This window comes from Rhodococcus sp. BP-332, assembly GCF_019836065.1.
In the GTDB taxonomy this organism is placed as follows: Bacteria; Actinomycetota; Actinomycetes; order Mycobacteriales; family Mycobacteriaceae; genus Rhodococcoides.
Genome location: NZ_JABUEC010000002.1, coordinates 766,461 through 785,944, shown reverse-complemented (window position 1 = coordinate 785,944; position 19,484 = coordinate 766,461). Strand labels below are relative to the sequence as shown.

The 19,484-nt window shown below is 70.5% G+C and carries 14 protein-coding genes and 1 pseudogene; 8 read left to right on the top strand and 7 right to left on the bottom strand.

Going from position 1 to position 19,484, the window contains the following annotated elements; all coding sequences use genetic code 11:
• Positions 1-90 precede the first annotated feature (90 nt).
• Positions 91-1,338 carry a glycosyltransferase family 4 protein gene (locus HQ314_RS09395; protein ID WP_222649884.1) on the top strand — a complete coding sequence of 416 codons (1,248 nt, stop codon included), beginning with the start codon at positions 91-93 and terminating at the stop codon, positions 1,336-1,338.
• Here HQ314_RS09395 and HQ314_RS09390 read toward each other — a convergent pair.
• On the bottom strand, positions 1,307-3,028 hold the full coding sequence (locus HQ314_RS09390) for a hypothetical protein (protein ID WP_222649883.1): 1,722 nt from the start codon (positions 3,026-3,028) through the stop codon (positions 1,307-1,309). The two genes, HQ314_RS09395 and HQ314_RS09390, sit on opposite strands and share 32 nt — an antisense overlap.
• A 6-nt stretch (positions 3,029-3,034) precedes the next feature.
• Here HQ314_RS09390 and HQ314_RS09385 point away from each other — a divergent pair, with 6 nt between their 5' ends.
• From HQ314_RS09385 to HQ314_RS09375, 3 genes are read left to right on the top strand one after another with little or no spacing between them, the layout of a single operon-like run.
• Entirely contained in the window at positions 3,035-4,264 is a 1,230-nt protein-coding gene (locus HQ314_RS09385; protein ID WP_222649882.1) for a polysaccharide biosynthesis protein, read from the top strand.
• Entirely contained in the window at positions 4,261-5,223 is a 963-nt protein-coding gene (locus HQ314_RS09380; RefSeq protein ID WP_222649881.1) for a fumarylacetoacetate hydrolase family protein, read from the top strand. The genes HQ314_RS09385 and HQ314_RS09380 overlap by 4 nt, the downstream gene beginning before the upstream one ends.
• 50 nt (positions 5,224-5,273) lie before the next feature.
• Positions 5,274-6,221 (top strand): alcohol dehydrogenase catalytic domain-containing protein, encoded by a 948-nt coding sequence (locus tag HQ314_RS09375; RefSeq protein WP_261781501.1) that lies wholly within the window; start codon positions 5,274-5,276, stop codon positions 6,219-6,221.
• Positions 6,222-6,270: 49 nt separating this feature from the next.
• Here HQ314_RS09375 and HQ314_RS09370 read toward each other — a convergent pair whose 3' ends face one another.
• A complete protein-coding gene (locus tag HQ314_RS09370) occupies positions 6,271-7,398 on the bottom strand; it encodes a DUF3068 domain-containing protein (protein WP_222649880.1) in 1,128 nt (375 codons plus the stop codon).
• A gap of 20 nt (positions 7,399-7,418) precedes the next feature.
• Here HQ314_RS09370 and HQ314_RS09365 point away from each other — a divergent pair.
• A pseudogene (locus HQ314_RS09365) lies at positions 7,419-8,633 on the top strand (acyltransferase family protein); the annotation flags it as partial.
• A gap of 17 nt (positions 8,634-8,650) precedes the next feature.
• On the opposite strand, the gene HQ314_RS21715 reads toward HQ314_RS09365, so the two are convergent.
• The 3 genes from HQ314_RS21715 to HQ314_RS09350 all read right to left on the bottom strand — a co-directional run bounded on the left by HQ314_RS21715 (position 8,651) and on the right by HQ314_RS09350 (position 13,750).
• Positions 8,651-12,964, bottom strand: a complete 4,314-nt coding sequence (locus tag HQ314_RS21715) for an alpha-(1->3)-arabinofuranosyltransferase (RefSeq protein ID WP_222650081.1) — start codon at positions 12,962-12,964, stop codon at positions 8,651-8,653.
• The gene (locus tag HQ314_RS09355; RefSeq protein ID WP_285186808.1) at positions 12,961-13,122 is read right to left on the bottom strand and encodes a DUF2613 domain-containing protein; all 162 of its coding nucleotides are present in this window, start codon (positions 13,120-13,122) and stop codon (positions 12,961-12,963) included. The genes HQ314_RS21715 and HQ314_RS09355 overlap by 4 nt, the downstream gene beginning before the upstream one ends.
• 160 nt (positions 13,123-13,282) lie before the next feature.
• A complete protein-coding gene (locus tag HQ314_RS09350) occupies positions 13,283-13,750 on the bottom strand; it encodes a universal stress protein (RefSeq protein WP_027506188.1) in 468 nt (155 codons plus the stop codon).
• 85 nt (positions 13,751-13,835) lie between these two features.
• Between HQ314_RS09350 and HQ314_RS09345 the strand changes: the two genes are divergently transcribed.
• A complete protein-coding gene (locus HQ314_RS09345; protein ID WP_222649879.1) occupies positions 13,836-15,017 on the top strand; it encodes a glycoside hydrolase family 3 N-terminal domain-containing protein in 1,182 nt (393 codons plus the stop codon).
• A gap of 64 nt (positions 15,018-15,081) precedes the next feature.
• Entirely contained in the window at positions 15,082-15,666 is a 585-nt protein-coding gene (locus HQ314_RS09340) for a TetR/AcrR family transcriptional regulator (protein ID WP_027506190.1), read from the top strand.
• Between the two features lie 45 nt (positions 15,667-15,711).
• On the opposite strand, the gene HQ314_RS09335 is transcribed toward HQ314_RS09340, so the two are convergent.
• Positions 15,712-16,593, bottom strand: coding sequence for a MaoC/PaaZ C-terminal domain-containing protein (locus HQ314_RS09335; protein WP_051613473.1), 882 nt, complete (start codon positions 16,591-16,593; stop codon positions 15,712-15,714).
• A 5-nt stretch (positions 16,594-16,598) separates the two neighbouring features.
• A complete protein-coding gene (locus HQ314_RS09330; protein ID WP_056441320.1) occupies positions 16,599-17,948 on the bottom strand; it encodes a 3-oxoacyl-ACP reductase in 1,350 nt (449 codons plus the stop codon).
• A gap of 127 nt (positions 17,949-18,075) precedes the next feature.
• Between HQ314_RS09330 and HQ314_RS09325 the strand changes: the two genes are divergently transcribed.
• Positions 18,076-19,374: an acetyl-CoA C-acetyltransferase gene (locus tag HQ314_RS09325; RefSeq protein WP_222649878.1), complete on the top strand. Its 1,299-nt coding sequence runs from the start codon at positions 18,076-18,078 to the stop codon at positions 19,372-19,374.
• Positions 19,375-19,484 lie beyond the last annotated feature (110 nt).

The following is a 19,484-nucleotide window of genomic DNA, read 5'->3' as shown; positions in this document are numbered from 1 at the left end:
TGTAGAGCCTCTCCGATGTGATCGTGCGGCGGGACGACGGCATACTTGACTACGTCGAAGAACCGAGAACCGTCACGGGGGTGACAGCAGATGACCGAGTTACGTGAGGTGCTGCTGCTCTGTTGGCGTGACAGTGGCCATCCACAGGGCGGTGGTAGCGAGCGCTACCTCGAGCACGTGGGCGCAGGGCTGGCGTCGCAGGGCATCAAGGTCACCCTGCGCACGGCCGGCTACCCCGGCGCACCAGCGTCGGACACGATCGACGGTGTACGCATCAGCCGCGGCGGCGGGCGCCTGACGGTCTACCCGCGAGCGCTCGGAGCGCTCCTCGCCGGGCGGCTCGGCTTCGGTCCCCTGGCGGGTCTGAAGCCCGACGCGGTGATCGACACGCAGAACGGCATCCCGTTCTTCGCGCGACTCGTGACGGCGGCTCCCGTCACCGTGCTGGTCCACCATTGTCACCGCGAACAATGGCCGGTGGCCGGTGCGGTCATGGCGCGGCTGGGATGGTGGATCGAGTCCAGGCTGTCGCCGCGGGTCCATCGACGCTCGCAGTACCTGACGGTGTCGCTTCCCTCGGCGGACGAGCTGATCGCCCTCGGCGTGGACCGCGAGAGGGTGGCCGTCGTCCGCAACGGTGTCGACGACATTCCCGGTTCCGTCACGGTGGGCTATCCGGACACGCGTGCGGACGCCCCGACGCTGGCCGTCCTGTCCCGGCTCGTCCCGCACAAGCAGATCGAGGACGCGATCGACGTCGTCGCCGCGCTGCGCGATGCGACGCCCGCCCTGCGTCTCGACGTCATCGGCGGTGGGTGGTGGGACGACAACCTGCGCGACCACGCCCGCGCGCGTGGCGTGGCCGACGCCGTGACCTTCCACGGTCACGTGTCCGAGACCCGTAAGCACGAGATCCTGTCGCAGTCGTGGATCCACGTGCTCCCGTCCCGGAAGGAGGGGTGGGGACTCGCCGTCGTCGAGGCAGCTCAGCACGGTGTCCCCACCGTCGGCTACCGGCATTCTCGGGGGCTGACCGATTCCGTGGTGGACGGCGTCACCGGCGTCCTGGTGGGCGACGAGTGGCTCAGCCGCGACTCCGACGTCGACGAACTGACCGACGCGGTGCGGACCCTGCTGGACGACGGTGATCTCCGTCGGCAGCTCGGGGAGAAGGCGCGGCTGCGGACCCGGGAGTTCTCGTGGACGTGGTGCGCGCGAGCGGTGGAGTCGGTGCTGCGCGAGCGGGTACACGGCCGAGCGGTGTCCGGGCTGGTCGCGGGAAGGCCGGAGGCCGGTCGGTCCGGAATCAGCGAGTCTGGGTGCGACGCGCTCTCGTGACGGTGACGAACGCCGCGATCAGGACGGCGGCCGCCCACAGCAGATGAGCGACGATCGCCGGTAGACGATCCGAGCGTGGACGAGGTGTCGGATCAGCGAGTGAGTACAGCGTGAGATCGGTGTCCGCGTACACGGGTTCCAGGCCCGCGAGGGTGCGTGCGGAGTTCCCGCTCTCGCCCGCCGACCTCTCGACCAGGATCCACCCGACTCCGAGTGCGGCGAGGTCGCTCGCCGGGGCACCGGCCAGGAGCAGGCCTTCGACTCGCCCCGCGACGGTGTTCTCTCCCCGGACGACCGTCCCGCCCACCGGGAGATCTCCGGTGCCGAGCACGTCGGCGTCCAGCAGCCTCGGAGCGGGATCGAGGACCGGTGCCTCGCCCGACCAGTCGAACCGGCGGAAGGTACCTGTCGGCAGGACGGCCACGAGAGCGTCGGACGGTCCGACACCGTCGATCACCGAGGACCACCCGGCGGGGTAGTCGACCGGACGCAGCGCGCCGTGCACCCCCCATGCCAGATCGGGCAGGACGACGAGCAGCGCGGCGACGGCGGACACGGCTGCGAGCCGGGGACGTGTCCCGCTGCGACCGGGTCGATCGACCGCGGCGCCTGCACTCAGGGCGAGTGCCGGCATCCACAGGGCGACCCATTTCTGACCGTCCCGGAACAGCCCGGCACCGGGTACCGACTCGGCGGCCCATCGGCCGACGTCGAACCCGATCGGGGTGGCGGCGAGGGCGACGAGCACCACGGACACGGCGCCGGTGAGCAGGAGCGCCGCGACCACGGGCGACGCGGTCCGGCGCATACGAGGGAGTCCGGCGGCGGCCAGGCCGAGCAGCACGGCGGTGCCGACGACGGCGAACAGGCTGGTTCGGCTGCCGGGAACCGCATCGGAGTTCCAGATGCCGCCCAGACCGGCGAGCGCTCCGATCGTCCCGAGTCCGGGCTCGGCCCGCGCCGCGAAGGCCGCGACACCCGCCGGATCGGCGCCGGTGCCGGCCCCGGACACGGCGGTGGCCACCAGCCAGGGCAGCGACACGATCACCGTGGTGACAGCCACGACGACGAGCCGCCGTACGCGGCGTGCCCCTCCCGGTGCGGCCAGGACCACCACGGCGAGAACAGCGCAGAGCAGCACGCCCGTCGGGGTCAGCCCGGCGATGCCGAGACACAGCACGAGGGGCGCAGCGGACCGCAGGTCACCGCGGTCGCGGAGCGTCATGGTCGCGACGACCGTCCAGGGGAGAGCCGCGTAGCCGACGAGCAGGCTCCAGTGTCCCTGCAGCAGACGTTCGGCCACATAGGGGTTCCACACGGCCACCGTGGCGGCCACCAGACGTGGGCCGGTCGAGGCGCCGCCGAGCACCCGCGCCGTCATCTGCGCGGCGCCCCACCCGGCGGCGATCAGAGCGAGAGCGAGCAGTCCGACGACCAGTACACCGCCGTCGACGACCGTGGTGGCGACCGCGACGACGGCGTCCTGGGGAACCGCCCGAGCGGCCGAGTCGGACAGGCCCAAGGCCGAGTCGGTGAGATACGACCGGGGCGTCGACACCGCGTCACGCAGCAGTAGGTGGCCGCCACCCGGAAGCAACACACGCAGGAGCGGGCCGAGGACGACAAGGGTGAGCACGACGGACCAGGCGAGGGACCACGCCCCGGCTGTCCTGCTCGACCCTGCGATCATGAGGGCATGATCCCTGCGCGCACCTCCACCGTGGTGGCCGGGGTGAGCATCGTGACGGCGGGGTCGATGGCGGCGAACATCGCCTCGTATCTGCTGCACCTCCCGGCCGGGCGTGTGCTCGGGCCGCAGGGCTACGGGGTCTTCGCGTCGCTGCTCGCCGCCCAGCTGGTACTCGCGGTGCCGGCGCTGGCGTTGCAGACCGTCGTGGCGCGTGACCGGGTGCGCGGTCGTTCGGTGGCTGCCTCCCGCAGGCTCGGACACCTGTACGCCGTGGTCGTCGCCGGTCTCGCCGTCGTCGCGACTCCCGTCGTGGCGGCTCTGCTCCACACCGACGTCGTGACCACGGCGGCGGCCGTCGTGACGGCGCCGTTCCTCGTGCTGCTGGCCACGGAACAGGGCCTGTTGCAGGGAGACTCGCGCTTCGGTGCCCTCGGCGGTGTGCTCGCGGCGAGCGGCCTGGCGAAGGTGGCGCCCGCCGTGACCGCCCTGGTGCTGGGCGGAGGTGTGGGACCAGCCCTGGTCGCCGGTGCGGTGGGGACCGCGGTCATGGCGCTGGCCGCGCGCATCGTCGTCGACCGCGCCGAGCAGACGGACGAGCACGACCGGCACGCCGCGGCCGGGACCTGGCGTGACGTGCTGGCCGCATCGCAGGTCCAACTCGTGATCGTCGCGTTGTCCTCGGTCGACCTCCTGCTCGCCCGACGCGTCCTCGACCCGGAGGCCGCGGGTGTCTACGCGCTCGGCGCCGTCGCCGCGAAGGCCGCCTTCTGGCTCCCGCAGTCGGTCGGCGTGGTGCTGTACCCGAGGATGGCGGATCCGCGTCGGTCGGCGTCGGCGGTCCGCACCGCCCTGCTGGTGCTGCTCGGCGTCGGATCCGTCGTGGTGGTGGGTGCCGCGATCGTCGGGCCGATCGTTCCGCTGGTGATGGGCGCGGACTACGCGCCGGTGCAGTACCTGCTGTGGCTGTTCGCCGCGCAGGGCGCGCTGTTGGCCGTGGTGCAGTGCGGTCTCCTGGCGGCCGTGGCCCGCGGCGACACGCGCTCGGCGCTGGCGGCGTGGACCGTGCTGCTGGTCGAGGCCGTCCTCGTGCTGACGATCGTCGACAGCGCGACCGAGCTCGTCGTCGTGGCCGCGGCATGCGCTGCGGTCGCATCTGTTGTGGTCTCGACCAGCGCGCTCGGGCGTGTCCGTGTGCTTGGATCGGTGGATGACCGAATCCGGGGGGTGGGTCCGTGAGGCTGCGTAGGGGCATGACGGGGATCGACGTGCTGCACGAGACCACGGGAACGTGGGTCGGTCTGAGAGCTGCTGGTGGAGAGGAACTTCCGAGCGGAATCGTCGAGTTCCTCGGTGCCGGTGAGCGTGCTCGCGACGTGGCGCGCGATCTCGTGGACCGGGCCGTTACCGCCGGGACCGCCACTGCGTCGACGTCCTTCGCCTCCCTGCCGTTCGAGCCGCGATCGCTTCGATGCTTCGCGGGGTGGGACCAGCACTGGCACCAGGCGGCCGAGCAGATGGTGCGGCGCAACCTGCCCGCCGTCGTGCCACTGGCGAAGGCGTTCCAGGCGATCGCGCGGAAGCCGTTCCCGCCTCTACGGCCGGGCGCCGCGGCAGTCGAGCACCCGATCTACTACACGGGCAATCACCTCTCCGTCGTCGGCGACGGCGACCCCATGTCGTGGCCCGCGTACACCGAGCTGTTGGACTTCGAACTCGAGTTCGGCGCCCTGGTGGTCCGGCCCGTCGTCAGCGCCTCGACGGTCGAAGCGGAAGCGGCGATCGGCGGCTTCGTGGTGTTCAACGACTTCAGCGCGCGCGACGTGCAGTGGGACGAGCAGCGCAACGGCCCCTTCGGGCCCGTCGTGAAGACCAAGACGTTCGGGAGTTCCATGAGTGCCGAGGTGGTCACCGCGGACGAGGTCCTGCCGCACCTGACCGATCTGCGCGGCACCGTCACCGTCAACGGCGAGGTGTGGTCGGAGACGTCGACACGAGGCGGCCGGTGGTCGCTGGTGGACGGACTCGCCTACGCCAGCAGGTCCGAGAGCATCGGCCCCGGCGAGCTGCTGACCTCGGGGACCTTGCCGTCGGGGTGCGGGATGGAACTCGACCGCTGGGTGCGGCCGGGCGACGTGGTGCGCCTCGAGGTCGAGCGCATCGGGTCGGTGACCAACACGGTGGCGGAGCCTGCCTAGCTGGGTAGCGGGCAGGCCGGAGGCCGGTCGTTCGACAGTAGTGTCGGTGCATGCGTGCACTGGTGATCGAGGAGTTCGGCCGACCGGGAACCGTGCGGGAGATCGACCGTCCCGACGCGGCTCCCGACGGTGCGGTGATCCGGGTGGCCGCCACCGGGGTGTGCCGGAGTGACTGGCATGCCTGGCAGGGACACGACGGGGACGTGCGACTGCCGTTCGTTCCGGGCCACGAGTTCGCGGGAACGGTCGTCGCCGTGGGTGCGGACGTCGACCGCGACTGGATCGGTCGTCGCGTCACCACCCCCTTCGTGTGTGCGTGTGGGTCGTGTCCGACGTGCGCTGCCGGCGACCACCAGGTGTGTCCCCGTCAGGAACAGCCCGGGTTCACACACGACGGGTCGTACGCCGAGTTCGTCGCCGTCCGGTATGCCTCGACCAACCTGATCGCGTTGCCGGACGAGGTGTCGTTCGACGTGGCCGCCACTCTGGGATGCCGGTACGCGACCGCATGGCGGGCGGTTCATCGCCGCGCCCGCGTGGTGGCAGGCGAGCGCGTCGCCGTCTACGGGTGCGGTGGGCTCGGCCTGTCCGCGGTGATCATCGCGTCCGGGGCCGGCGCGGAGGTGACGGCAGTGGATCGCTCCACCTCGGCGCTGGACCTGGCGCGCCGACTGGGAGCAGCTCGGACGGTGCAGACGCCGGTCGACGACATGCACGTCGCGCTGGAGTGCTCCGGGCATGCCGGGTTGGCGGACGAGGCGATCCGGGGTCTGCGACGGCGCGGTCGGCACGTGCAGATCGGGTTTGCTTCCGGGCGGCGGGCACGTGTCGATGGACGTGGTGATCGCGCGAGAGATCGACGTGCTCGGCAGCCACGGGCTGGCCGCCCACGAGTACCCCGAACTGTTGCGCACTCTCCCGCACGCCGCCGTGGAATCGATGATCGGAGGCCGCAGACGACTCGAGGACGCCCAGCTCGCGCTGGACGCCCTCGGTGAGTCTGCAGGAGTGACGCTGCTACTTCCGGTGACCTGAAGGCCGGAGACGTCAGTCCTTGCGGAGGTTGGTGCGGGGAATCTCCTCGGTACGGTCCGTCGTCCAGTCGTGGTCCGGTGCGGGTGAACCGGCGCCGGAGGTACGAGGTCCGGTCGTGGGTCCGTCGGCCACCGGACGTGTTCCGCGGGTGGTGCGGCCGCCGCGCAGGAGCAGCACGATGCCGACTGCCAGGAGGATGACGCCCAGAACGCCGGCGACGATCGGCACGGTGCGGCCGATCAGGGCGATCTGGTCCTTGCCGTCCTGTGCGCGACCGAGCTGGTAGGTGACGGTGTTGTCGTCGAAGCCGATGACGGCCTTGACCACATCCACCTCGGGAGTCCCGGCGCGGCGTGCGTAGTACTGGTGCACGTCCTCCTGGCCCTTGACGATGACGCCGGTGACGGGCTCGACGTAGATGTCCCGGGTGTTCTCGTAGTACCGCGTCATCGTGATCGGCGTGGCGCCGCCGTCGACGCCCCACGTGCTCGCGGGGAGAGCGAGCTTGTTGGCCGGCGAGGGGACGACGGCGGACAGGTCCACCGCGGGGATGGTCTGCGTGTAGTGGTAGACCGTGACGCCCTCGATCTGCGTCTCCTCGACGAAGGTCATGTCGTAGCTCTCGCGGGCCACGGTGTCGAAGAAGGGGTAGGTCTGCTTCTGCGAGTCGAACGGGAACTTGTACTGCAGTCCGGTGTGCGGCACTTCCTCGGCCGGCTTGTCGGCCTGGCTCTGGATGGATCCGACCGGGTCGACCGGCATGGAGGACACGCGGTCCAGGCTCACGCGGTCGACGGTCGCGGTGAGCAGACCGGTGTCACCCTGTCGATCGGTGCGTCGCAGCGACGAGCCGGCCTGCACGGTGATGACGTCGGAGTTCGACGGCTCCTCCGTGGTGACGAAGCGCTGGGAGATCAGGGGGACGTTCTGATCCACGACGGCGGAACCCGCTGTGAGCGAACGCGAATCGAGCACCGACCCGGTGCCGGTGGACACGCTGGTGATCTCGAGGTCCAGCGGCGTCTTCTCGAGGCGCCCGACCGTGTACAGCGGGATCAGGATCGCGATGATCAGGAAGAAAGCTCCGAGCCCGATGAGGATCGGCGGGATCACACGCGTCGGTGTGGATCTGTTCGCCATACTGGAGGTCCCCTTTGTGCATGTGCACTTGTCAGTGCATACCGGCCGTGATGGGTCGAACACTAACGTATTGGGCCGCTCCGAGTTCGGGTGCGATGCGGCAGACTCTCCTGACGATGACCACTGCAGAGAAGGCCCGCGTCGATCCGCGCATCGGCGGATTCGTGCCCGCGCTCGAGGGGATGCGCGGTCTCGCGGCCGTCGGCGTGCTGCTGACCCACGTCGCGTTCCAGACGGGATCGACGGGCACACCCCTCGTGGGCCCGCTGCTCGGCCGTCTCGATCTCGCGGTGGCCGTGTTCTTCGCGCTCTCGGGGTTCCTGCTGTGGCGACCCCACGCGGCCGCCGCGCGCGGCTCGCGGCCGAGGCCGTCCGCCCGTACCTATCTGGTGCACCGCGCGGCACGCATCCTGCCCGCGTACTGGCTCGTGGTCGTCGTCGTGCTGGCCCTGCTGCCGGGTGCGGGTGGTGGCGTCCGGGTGTGGATCGCCAACCTGACCCTCGTGCAGGTGTTCGTCCCGTTGACGTTGACGCAGGGCATGACCCAGATGTGGTCGCTGTCCGTCGAGGTGGCGTTCTATCTGCTGCTCCCGTTCATCGGGGTTGCCATGGCCGCGCTCCGCGGACCCCGAGCCCGTCTGCGCACGCCGGTGCTGGTCGGGGTGTCCGCCCTGTCGCTCGGGTGGACCTTTCTCCCGATCTCCACCGCGGACGGCGTGAACATCGAGAACTGGCTGCCCGGCTACCTGGCGTGGTTCGCGGCCGGGATGGTGGTGGCCGAGGCTGCTGCCGAGCTGGCGATACGCGAGACCCGATCAGACTCCGACCTGCCCGCTCAGTCCCGACCGGTCTCCGACCTGCCCGCTGTCCCGCTGGTCGTCCGGATCGCGAGCCGACGATGGTTGCTCACCGGCATCGCGGCGGCGGCCTTCGCGGCGTCGTCGACACCGATCGCGGGCGCACAGGACCTCACGACGCCGGCGGCATGGCAGTTCGCGGTCAAGGTGGCCTTGGGCGCCGTCGTCGCGTTCTGTCTCATCGCGCCCCTGGCCGTCGGAACGGGTGTCCGTACCCGGTGGCTGTCGGGTCCGTTCGCGCTGATGATCGGCCGGTGGTCCTACGGCATCTTCATCTGGCACCTCGCGGTGCTGGCCGTGGTGTTCCCCGTGCTGGGGGTGTCCCCGTTCGGCGGGCAGTTCCTCCTCGTCGCCGGTGCCACGGTCGTGTTGACGCTGCCGGTCGCCGCGGCGAGCTACGCGCTGGTGGAGGAGCCGGTCCGTGTCGCACTGCGTCGACGGGAAGCGCGCAGGGCCGACCGGATCCGGGCGAACGAGGGAAGCGCCGCGAGCGCCACGGCGCCGACGGATGCCAGCGCTGCGAGCTGAATGACGGCCGAGTGGCCGACGTACCCGTCGGGATCACGCCAGGGGCCGGTCGACAGCATCGCCCCGGCGACACTGAGTCCGAGCCCCGCGATCGCGACGAGCACACGACCGCGGACACGGGCTCCCCAGCGATGGTCGACGGCGGCGACCGCGACGGTGAGAACCGCCAGCCAGCCGAGTGCGGCGAGCCCACCGATGACCCACACGGCGGCGAACAGTCCCGCGTGGCCGACGAGGGCGGGTCGCCAGGTGGGTGTCGGTGCCGTCGCGGGGTCCGACGGGCGGCGCCGCATCGTCATCACGGCCAGAGCCGCGAGAAGCGCCAGGCCCGCGACGATCGCCGTGCGGTACCAGGTGTCGGCGGGGAACGTCAGGGTCACCTCGCCCGAGAGGCCGGCGGGGAGAATCCACCCCTGCTGCCACCCGTTCACGATCACCGGGGCGAGCACCTCTCCGTCCGGGCGCGTGGCCACCCATCCCGGGTTGGTGCTCTCGGGCACCACGAGAATGCGCTGAGTCGAGGACCCGGTCACGACGACGCGGCGGGAGTCGGCGGTCCACTCGTCCGCGGTGACCGCCACGGGCGTGGGGCCGGCGCCCGGGAACGCAGCGAGTGGTGCCGTGCGCAGCACGACGCTGTCGACGACGAAGGCGTCGCCCGGGTCCACCGACACGGACTGCGAACCCGAGGGCAGCGGAACAGGATTGGAGACGTTCGCCGCGACGGGGACATCGCCCTCGCAGAGAGACGCACGGATCGGTGCGCCGGTGGCCAACGCCCCGGCCGTCGTCGAGACGGCGGTGCGGACGAGCTGATCCGCGATGGTCAGGGTGGGGCCGGTCGCGCACGACGTCACGATCGGGCGGTCGGGATCGAACGCCGCCCCCGCGGACGCGGTACCGGATCCGGAGAGCACCGTGATCTCGGCCAGACCGGGAGGCCGTACCTGGTCGAATCCCAGTGCCGTGCGGTCGAGTACGTCGTCCCAGTCCAGCAGCGAGACTGTGATCCGGTCGGTCACCGCCGGTTCGAGGGACACTCTGGTGTCGCCGTCCGCGTCGACGTCGCGGACCTGGGGGCCGGTCCCGAGGTTCACGGCGATTTTGGTCGGATGAGACGGCAGTGCGCCGAGGCTCTGGGCAACGTCGAGCCCGTCGACCGAAACGGGTTGCGGCAGTTCGAGAGTGACGGTGGGATACGTTCCGGCCCGGCCCTCGATCGAGTCCTGACTCGCGGTCCAGGACGTGCGGTCGTCGCCGTCCGTGAGGGCGAAGGTCGACCCCCGGACGTCGGTGGCCTCGGCCGCACCCCGAGCCCGCGGACGTGTGGCGTCCTGCAGGAGATCCTCCAGCGCGGACGACTGACGCGAGCGCAGCCAGAGTTCGGGAGTCACCGCCGTGCCACTGGGAACCGAGAGCGTGCGCTGGAAACTGTCCAGTTCCTCGGGTTCGACGGCCACGCCACCCGCGCAGCGCACTCGATCGGGCGTGTCGACGCAGCCTGTCCGGCCCGGAAGCTCCTGTGCCAGATTCCATCCCGTCACCGTGACGCCGTCGGCCGGAGCCGGCATCTCCGTGAGGTGCCGGACGACCACCGGTGTCGGTACATCGGGATCCGTGTAATCGGTGAGGCGAAGGTCGCTGACGCCGAACTGTGCTCCGACCGAACCGTTCTCGGTCTCGGTGGCTGTCACCCGGATCCGCGTCGTCGTGCCGGCGGGCAGTGAGACGGTCACCGGATCGCCCGGTTCGGTGATGCGTGCGGCTGCGGTCCCGTTGTCCGTCTCGATCTCGACCCATTTCACCGGTGACCCCAGAGCGCCGGGGCTGGTGCGGAAGTCGAGCAGGCCGGACTGCACCGGGCGATCGAGGTCGAGCTGGATCCACTGACCGACCGAGCTCTCGAGGCCGTTGCTCACCCAACTCGTCGCGGCGTCGCCGTCGACGGCCGCCGCCGGACCGTTGCCGGGCGAGGCGCCGCCGAACTGGGTGGCGTCCGATGCCGAGGAGGAGACGGACACCCGGGCACCGGACCACGCGCCCTCGACCAGCGGCGCACCGTCGACCGGATAGTCGGGCACGAGATTGAGTGTGCGACGGGGATCGTCGGGTGTGCGCAGGGCGCTGCTGTGATCGTCGACGGAGCCGAAGTCCACCTCGCGGTTCATCGGGGTGTCCGTCACCAGGACGTCGTCGACCGTGAGCCCGGCGGCCCGGGCGTCGCCGTCGAGAAGTACCGGTCCCGCCGGAGTCGGGTCCAGGCCGCCGCGCTCGCGGTGCTCGTTCAGGCGAGCGAGGACCTCGGGCCCGCCCTGCACTCGGGGCACGTCGTCGGCCACCACCGTGTACGGGCCGGCGACGGCGGGGGTGCCGGGTGTCGCCTCGAAGATCTCGATCGCGGGATAGGTGGGGCGCAGGTCGGAGTCGGCGACGATGCCGTCCACCCGTCCGGGCCCGATGTCGTCGCCGAAGGTCGCGAACCGCTCGAGCCCGGGCGAGTTCTCTATGCTCTGGTGCGCCAGCGAGGTCCGGGTCGAACGCGACGTCTCGGGGTCGAGATCGTTGCGCATCACGAGGTAGCGGACGTTCATCGATGCCAGCGTGTCGGCGAGCCCGTCGGACGGTCTGCCGTCCGCGAGAAGCCGCTGCACCGAGTCGAGGGCGCGGATCGCGCCGGGCGGCACCAACGGGACCGCGTCACGGACGGCCCACGGCGAGGCCGCCAACGCCTGCAACGGTTCGTCCCGCGTCAGCCCCCACAGCTGAGCGGCCAGGGGCGCACCGGGAACGACGAGCGCGCGGGACCCCTCGGCTCCGGTGCCCGCGTGGTCGGCCAACCAGCCCGCCGCGTCGGACCATTCGGCCGGAACGGCCTCGTACGCGCCCCGCGGCGCGAGCCGCCCGGTCCAGGCCAGCGAGGTCGAGACGGTGAGTGCCACCAGGACGAGTGCGGCGAAAGCGACGAGGGGCTCCCGTTCCGGGTGCGACGCCGCGCGACGCCAGCGAGGCGACGGCACCGAACCCGGCAGCGGCACCTGCGCCAGCAACTGTGCGAGGCCCAGCGCCAACGGCAGTCGGATCACCGGTTCCAGCTTGTGGATGTTGCGCAGCGGCGCACCGGAGGTGTCGAGGAACAGTCGCACCTGCTCGGAGACGGGGGAGGCCAGTCCGCCGACGTACCCGGCGGTCATGCCCACGAGCCCGATCAGCAGCACCAGGGTCAGCCGACCGCGTGCCGGCATCGACCGCATGCAGAGCCCGGCCATTCCCGCCGCGGCCACGACGGCAGAGGCGATCACCGCGGCGGGTTGTGTCACCACCACAGCGCCGGCGATGCGTTCCGGCGAGACGAACGGTGTCCAGCTGCTCGTGCCGCGCAGGACCTCCACCAGCGAGGCCCACTGCGTCGTCGTGCCGGCCGACTCGATGTAGTCGAGGAACGGTGGACTGACGCCGCGCAGGATGAAGAGGGGAACCAGCCACCACGTCGTCGCGGCGACGAGACACCCGATCCACCACAGCGAGAACCGGCGCCACCGGGCGTCCGGCCTGTGCGCGAGCCACCACACGACCGCCACGAGGGTGGCTGCCGCCGTCGCCACAGCGTTCACGGCACCCATCGCCGCGACGGCCAGCGCCGAACACGCGGCGGCGCGCGGAATGCTCACGGAGCGGCCGGAGAAGACGCGGACCAGGGGGATCAGTACCCATGGCGCCAGCATCATCGGCAGTGACTCGGAACTGATCGACCCCAGGGTGGTGATCACCCGCGGAGCGAGGACGAACGCGAGCGCACCCACCACCCGCGACCCGCGGCTCCCGACCCCGAGGGCCTCGCACAACCGCAGGACACCCCAGAACCCGAGAAAGATCAGCACCGCCCACCACAGGCGCTGCGTCACCCACCCGGGCAGCCCCAGCACGTCACCGAGGGCGAAGAACGACCCGTGCGGGAAGAAGTAGCCGTACGCCTGGTTCTGTACCTGGCCGAAGGTGGCGTCGGACGTCCACAGATGGGACGCACGCGAGAGGAACCCCAGCGGGTTCTGCGTCAGGTCGTACTTGGTGTCGGCGACGGTCAGGCCGGGAGCCTGCAGGAACGCCAGGACCAGCGCACCGACCGCGGAGAAGAAACGCCACCGGGTCCCTACGGGCGCGGTGACGGGAGCATCGGACGTCAGCGGCTGCCGTACTCGACCTGGTTGAGGAGGGAGGACTCGGCGTTACCGGAACGATCGACCTCGGGGCGGGTGTTGGACGAGGCGGCGGCAGTGGCGCCGAACACCACGGCCACTCCCAGCACGACGCCGATGACGGCACTGATCGCTGCGGATTTCACGAGCAGAACCTATCACTTCGACCGGCCTCCGGCCTGCCCGTTCACCTCGACCGGCCTCCGGCCTGCCCGTTCACCTCGACCGGCCTCCGGCCTGCCCGTTCACCTCGACCGGCCTCCGGCCTGCCCGTTCACCTCGACCGGCCTCCGGCCTGCCCGTCACTCATCTGCCGGGCGGCACGATCAGTACAGGGCGATGGCTGTGCTTGAGCACGAGATCGGCACAGGAAGACTGCAGCAGCGACCGCAGACCGGTCCGGCCGCGCGTCCCGGTGACGATGATGTCGGCGTTCACCTCGTCCGCCGTCTCGACGATGGTGGTCCAGATGGCGGAGTGCGACTCCTCGCAGCGCCCGTCGGCGTTGATGCCGGCGCGGACGGCCAGCTCGAGGCCCTCGCTGTTGGTGACCTTCGCGTCGGCGAGTGCGATGTCCTCGGTCTGCTCGTCCGGCAGCCACTCCGGCGCCATCACTCCGGACAGGCCGGACATGCGGGCCGCCTGTCGCACCATCGGTTCCCACGCGGTGAGCACGATGGCGCGTTTCGCCTGAAGGAATCTGCCGGCGTAGTCCACCGCCCTGCGCGCATTGTCCGAACCGTCGTACGCGATCAACATGACGTCACACGACATGAGAGCCTCCAGGCTTGTGGCGGTGGCTGACGATCTTACCGTCGCGGTCGGGTTGCGGGGAGGCTCACGCGATAACGTTTCGGGTATGTACCTGCGCCGAGTTCTGACCCTGGTCGCGACCTGCGCGATCGCCACGACGGCGTGCGGGACGGGGGACGCGGCGGCTCCCGCACCCACCACCACCGGTGCGGCCACGGCATCGCCCTCGGCTCCCTCGGCGGTCGTGTCGACGTCCGAGATGCCTGCGGCCACGCCCGATGCGTGCGCCACCGCCATCGACGCCATGACGCTGCGGCAGCGGCTCGCCCAGCTGTTGACAGTCGGGGTCACCGGGACCGACGACGCCGTGGCGGTGGTGGGCGCCGAGCAGGTGGGTGGTGTGTTCGTGGGTAGCTGGACCGACAAGACGATGCTCACCGGCGGCGGTGTCGATCGCATGCAGTCGGCCGCCACCGTGCCCGTCATGGTGACGATCGACGAGGAGGGCGGCCGGGTGTCGCGGGCAGCCGACCTGCTCGGTTCGGTGCCCTCGGCACGCGAGACCGCCGCCACGATGACCCCCGAGCAGACGTACGAGATGTGGCTCGAGCGCGGACGTGGACTGAAGGATCTCGGCATCACCGTCGACTTCGCTCCCGACGTGGACGTCAGCAGCCAGCCCGACGACTCGGTGATCGGTGACCGGTCGTACTCGGACGATCCCGCCACCGTCGTCGCGTACGCCGGAGCTGCTGCGCGCGGTCTCCGCGACGCCGGGGTGATGCCCGTGATCAAGCACTTCCCGGGGCACGGCTCCGGATCGGGCGACTCGCACACCGGCGCCGTCACGACACCGCCGCTCTCCGAACTGCAGGCCCGCGACCTGGTTCCGTTCCGCGATCTCGTGTCCACCGGAGTGGGTGCCATGGTCGGACACCTCGACGTTCCGGGCCTGACGACGGAGGGCGTGCCCGCCAGCATCAGTCCCGCCGCGATGGCGCTGCTACGTGACGGCACCGGCTACGGGGCGGCGCCGTTCACCGGCCCGATCTTCACCGACGACCTGTCCGGCATGGCGGCGATCACGTCGCGACTGGGCATCGAGGACGCGGCCCTGGCCGCTCTCGTCGCCGGGGCCGACGTCGCCCTCTGGATCACCACCGACGCGGTGCCGAGCGTCCTCGACCGTCTCGAGGCGGCCGTGGCGTCCGGGGAGTTGAGCGATGCGCGCGTGGACGACGCGGCCCGGACCGTCCTCAATGCCAAGGGAGCCCTCGGCTGCGCCTGACTTGTCCCGCGGACGGTGACGTAGAGTCGGGAGGTCGTACGGCGGACAGCTCCGGGGAGGACGCATGGCAGGCGGAACCAAGCGGTTGCCGCGCGCCGTCCGTGAGCAGCAGATGCTCGACGCCGCCATCGAGGTGTTCTCCGAGAACGGCTTTCACAGCACGTCGATGGACTCCATCGCCGCACGAGCCGAGATCTCGAAACCCATGCTGTACCTGTACTACGGCAGCAAGGACGAGCTCTTCGCCGCGTGCATCCATCGGGAGGGCCTCGAGTTCGTCGCTGCGATGACTCCCGCGGCGGACCCGACGCTCACTCCCCGCGAGCAGTTGCGCAAGGCATTGCTCGGATTCCTCACGTTCGTGGACGAGCACCGCTCGTCGTGGATGGTGCTCTACCGGCAGGCGATCGGCCAGCAGGCCTTCGCCGGTCAGGTGCAGAGCAGCCGCGATCGGTTGATCAGCCTCACCGCTTCGCTGCTCGAGATGAGCACCAAGGACCCGCGGCCGGAACACAACTTCGGACTGATGGCCGTCGCCCTGGTCGGTGCCGGCGAGGCCGTGGCCGACAGGGTCGCCGGCGGCGAGATCGACGTGCACCAGGCGGTCGACCTTCTCGAGAGCCTCGCGTGGCGGGGGCTTCGGGCCTGACGCCGTGAGGGCGGGGACCGCGAGACGCAGCCCCCGCCACGACGATCAGCGCAGGGTGCCCGTCAGGAACGGGTAGCCCTTCTTCGGGTGCTTCAGCGCCACGTCCCACTGCCCCGGACCGACGCCCGTGCCCACCCGCTCGGCGTACACGTTGATCTTGGCGGGCAACACGATCGGCTTGCCGAAGCGCACCGAGTACGTGACACGGTCCTGGATCTTGCCGTCGACGGCGCTGAGTACGGCCGCCGCACTCCACATCCCGTGAGCAATGGTGCGCGGGAAGCCGAAGGCCTTGGCGCCCAGCGACGAGACGTGGATCGGGTTGCGGTCACCACTCACCGCCGCGTAGCGCGAGATGGTCTTCTGGTCCACTCGCAGAGTCGAGGTGGGCGGCGGCGGGACCTCGTCGGCCGGCGGTGCCTCGCGAGGTCCACCGGACAGCGACGTCTTCTGGAGGCTGAGGAAGGTGGACGTCTGACGCCACACCAGCTCTCGGCCCACCGACACGTCGCTGACGACGTCGACGAGCAGTCCCTTCCGGTGCTCGCGGACGTTCTCCGCGTGCACCGCGATGTCGAGCGGCTCCGAGGTCCCGATGGGGCGGAAGCTCTCGATCACGTTCTCCGCGTGCACCGATCCCATGGCTGCGAACGGGAAGTCCTTGGACACCATGAGGGACATCACGGTGGGGAACACCAGGGTGAAGGGGTACGTCAGCGGCAGGGTGTCGCTGAGACGGAGGCCGGTCACCTTGGCGTACGTCGCGAGGTTGTCCCGATCGATCCGGATTCCGCCGAGGGTGTACGTCGCGTCCGGTGCCGTCGGCGTGCGCTTGCCGCCGCCGATGATCGGCAGCGAGTCGAGAGCCGCGCGGGTGTAGATGTCGCGGATCCTCGGCGGGCCGTCGAGCGGGATCACCGTGGCCACGTCGCTCACGCTCCGATCAGGGACTGGCCGCACACGCGGACGACCTGACCGGTGACGGCGTTGGAGGCCGGGCTCGCGAAGTACGCGATGGTCTCCGCGACGTCGACGGTCTGGCCGCCCTGCAGCAGCGAGCTCATCCGGCGGCCGGCCTCGCGAGTGGCGAACGGAATGGCCGCGGTCATGGCCGTCTCGATGAAGCCGGGCGCCACCGCGTTGATGGTGATGTCCTTCTTCGCCAGTTCGGGTGCCTCGGCGTGCACCAGGCCGATGACGCCGGCCTTGGACGTGCCGTAGTTGGTCTGGCCGCGGTTGCCGGCGATGCCCGCGATGGAGGACACGTCGATCACGCGGCCGCCGTCGTTCAGCGTGCCGGACTTCACCAGAGCGGTGGTGAGGCGGTGCGGCGCTGCGAGGTTGACGCCGATGACGGAGTTCCACCGGCCGTCGTCCATGTTGGCGAGGAGCTTGTCGCGCGTGATGCCGGCGTTGTGGACGACGATGTCGAGGCCGCCGCTGTGGCGCTCCTTCACGTGCTTCTCGAGCACCTCGGCGGCGTCGGGAGCCGTGACGTCGAGTGCCAGCGACGTGCCGCCGACCTTGTTGGCTGTCTGCGAGAGGGCCTCGCCGGCCGCGGGGATGTCGGCGCAGATGACGTGCGCGCCGTCGCGTGAGAGAACCTCGGCGATGGTGGCGCCGATGCCACGGGCGGCGCCGGTGACCAGAGCGACCTTGCCCTCGAGCGGCCGGTCCCACGAGGCGGGGGCCGTGGACCCGTCCTTGCCGACGGCGATGACCTGGCCGGACACGAACGCGGACTTGGCCGAGAGCAGGAAGCGCAGGGTGGACTCGACACCGGACAGGTCCGGCGCGGCGTCGGGGGAGACGTAGACCAGCTGCGCGGTGCCGCCGCGGCGCAGTTCCTTGCCGACGCTGCGGGTGAAGCCCTCGAGCGCGCGCTGAGCGATGTGCTCCTCGATGTCGCCGGTCTCCTCGGGCGTGGTGCCGAGGACGACGACGCGGCTCGACGGTCCGAGGTTGCGGACCGCGGGCTGGAAGAACTGGTACAGCTGCTCGAGCTGCTCGATGTTCTCGATGCCGGTGGCGTCGAACACGAGGCCGCCCAGCTTGTCGTCGTGCGGGCTCGCGGCGGGGTAGTCCGAGAGCAGCACGCGCAGCGGCTCGACGAGGCGACCGCTGCCGCCGATCAGGACCGGGCCGGCGAGCGGAGGCTCACCCGGCTGGTAGCGACGCAGAGTCTCCGGCTTCGGCAGTCCCGCCTGCTTGGCGAGAAACGCGCCGGGAGCAGAGGAGAGGAACTGCGAGTAGAGGTCAGGGGCTCCCTTGGTGGCTGCCATGTTCCTACCTTCGTGTCGGGTATGTCGAACGGTATCGACAAGTAACTTACTCGTGAGTAAGAATAGAGTCCACGACGAAGCGGCCCCGACTGTGGCCGCGCCATCTGCGCACAGGGAGAATCGTTCGATGACCAGCAAAGAGAAGCGCCCCGTCGCGATCCTCGGTGGAAACAGAATACCGTTCGCGCGCTCGAACAAGGTGTACGCCAACGCCTCGAACCAGGACATGTTGACGGCGGCCGTCGACGGTCTCGTCTCCCGCTTCAACCTGCAGGGTGAGCGGCTCGGCCTCGTGGCCGGTGGTGCGGTGCTCAAGCACAGCCGCGACTTCAACCTCACCCGCGAGGTCGTCCTGGGCAGCGCGCTGAGCCCGTACACCCCGGCGTTCGACCTACAGCAGGCCTGCGGCACGAGCATGCAGACGGTCATCGCCGTCGGCGATGCCATCGCGTCGGGCCGGATCGACGTGGGAATCGGCAGCGGTGTCGACACCACGTCCGACGCGCCCATCAGCGTCAACAACGAGCTGCGCGAGTTCCTGCTCACGCTCAACCGGGCGAAGAGCACCGCCGACCGCCTCAAGCTGCTCGCGGGCGTCCGCCCGTCGATGCTGGGGATCGAGATCCCGAAGAACGGCGAGCCCCGCACCGGCATGTCGATGGGCGAGCACGCCGCCGTCACGGCCAAGGAGTTCGGCGTGCGCCGCGAGGACCAGGACGCCCTCGCCGCGGCCAGCCACCAGAACATGGCGAAGGCCTACGACAGTGGCTTCTTCGACGACCTGGTCACCCCGTACCTCGGTCTGACCCGCGACGACAACCTGCGTCCGGACTCCACGGCCGAGAAGCTGGCCAAGCTGAAGCCCGTGTTCGGCACCTCGCTGGGCGACGCCACGATGACGGCCGGCAACTCGACGCCGCTCACCGACGGCGCGTCCTCCGTGCTGCTGTCCACCGACGAGTGGGCCGCGCAGCACAACCTGCCGGTGCTCGCGCACCTCGTCGACTCGGAGTTCGCGGCCGCGGACTACATCCACGGCAACGGCTCGTACAAGGACGGCCTGCTCATGGCGCCGACGTACGCCATCCCGCGTCTGCTCGAGCGCAACGGCCTGACACTGCAGGACTTCGACTACTACGAGATCCACGAGGCCTTCGCCTCCGTGGTGCTCGCGACGCTGCAGGCCTTCGAGAGCGACGAGTACTGCAAGGAGCGTCTGGGTCTCGACGGTGCGCTGGGATCGATCGATCGCAGCAAGCTGAACGTGAACGGCTCCTCGCTGGCCGCGGGTCACCCGTTCGCGGCGACCGGCGGACGCGTCGTGGCCACGCTCGCGAAGATGTTGGCGCAGAAGGGTTCCGGCCGCGGACTCATCTCCATCTGTGCCGCCGGTGGCCAGGGCATCACGGCCATCGTGGAGGCCTGAGCCTCCCGTACCGAACACGAGGACCCGGCTGCGAGGGGTGGCCGGGTCCTCTGCCGTTTCCCGGACCGAGCGGTCTGCGTCTGGCACAGTGGCGGGGTGCAGCGGTGGCG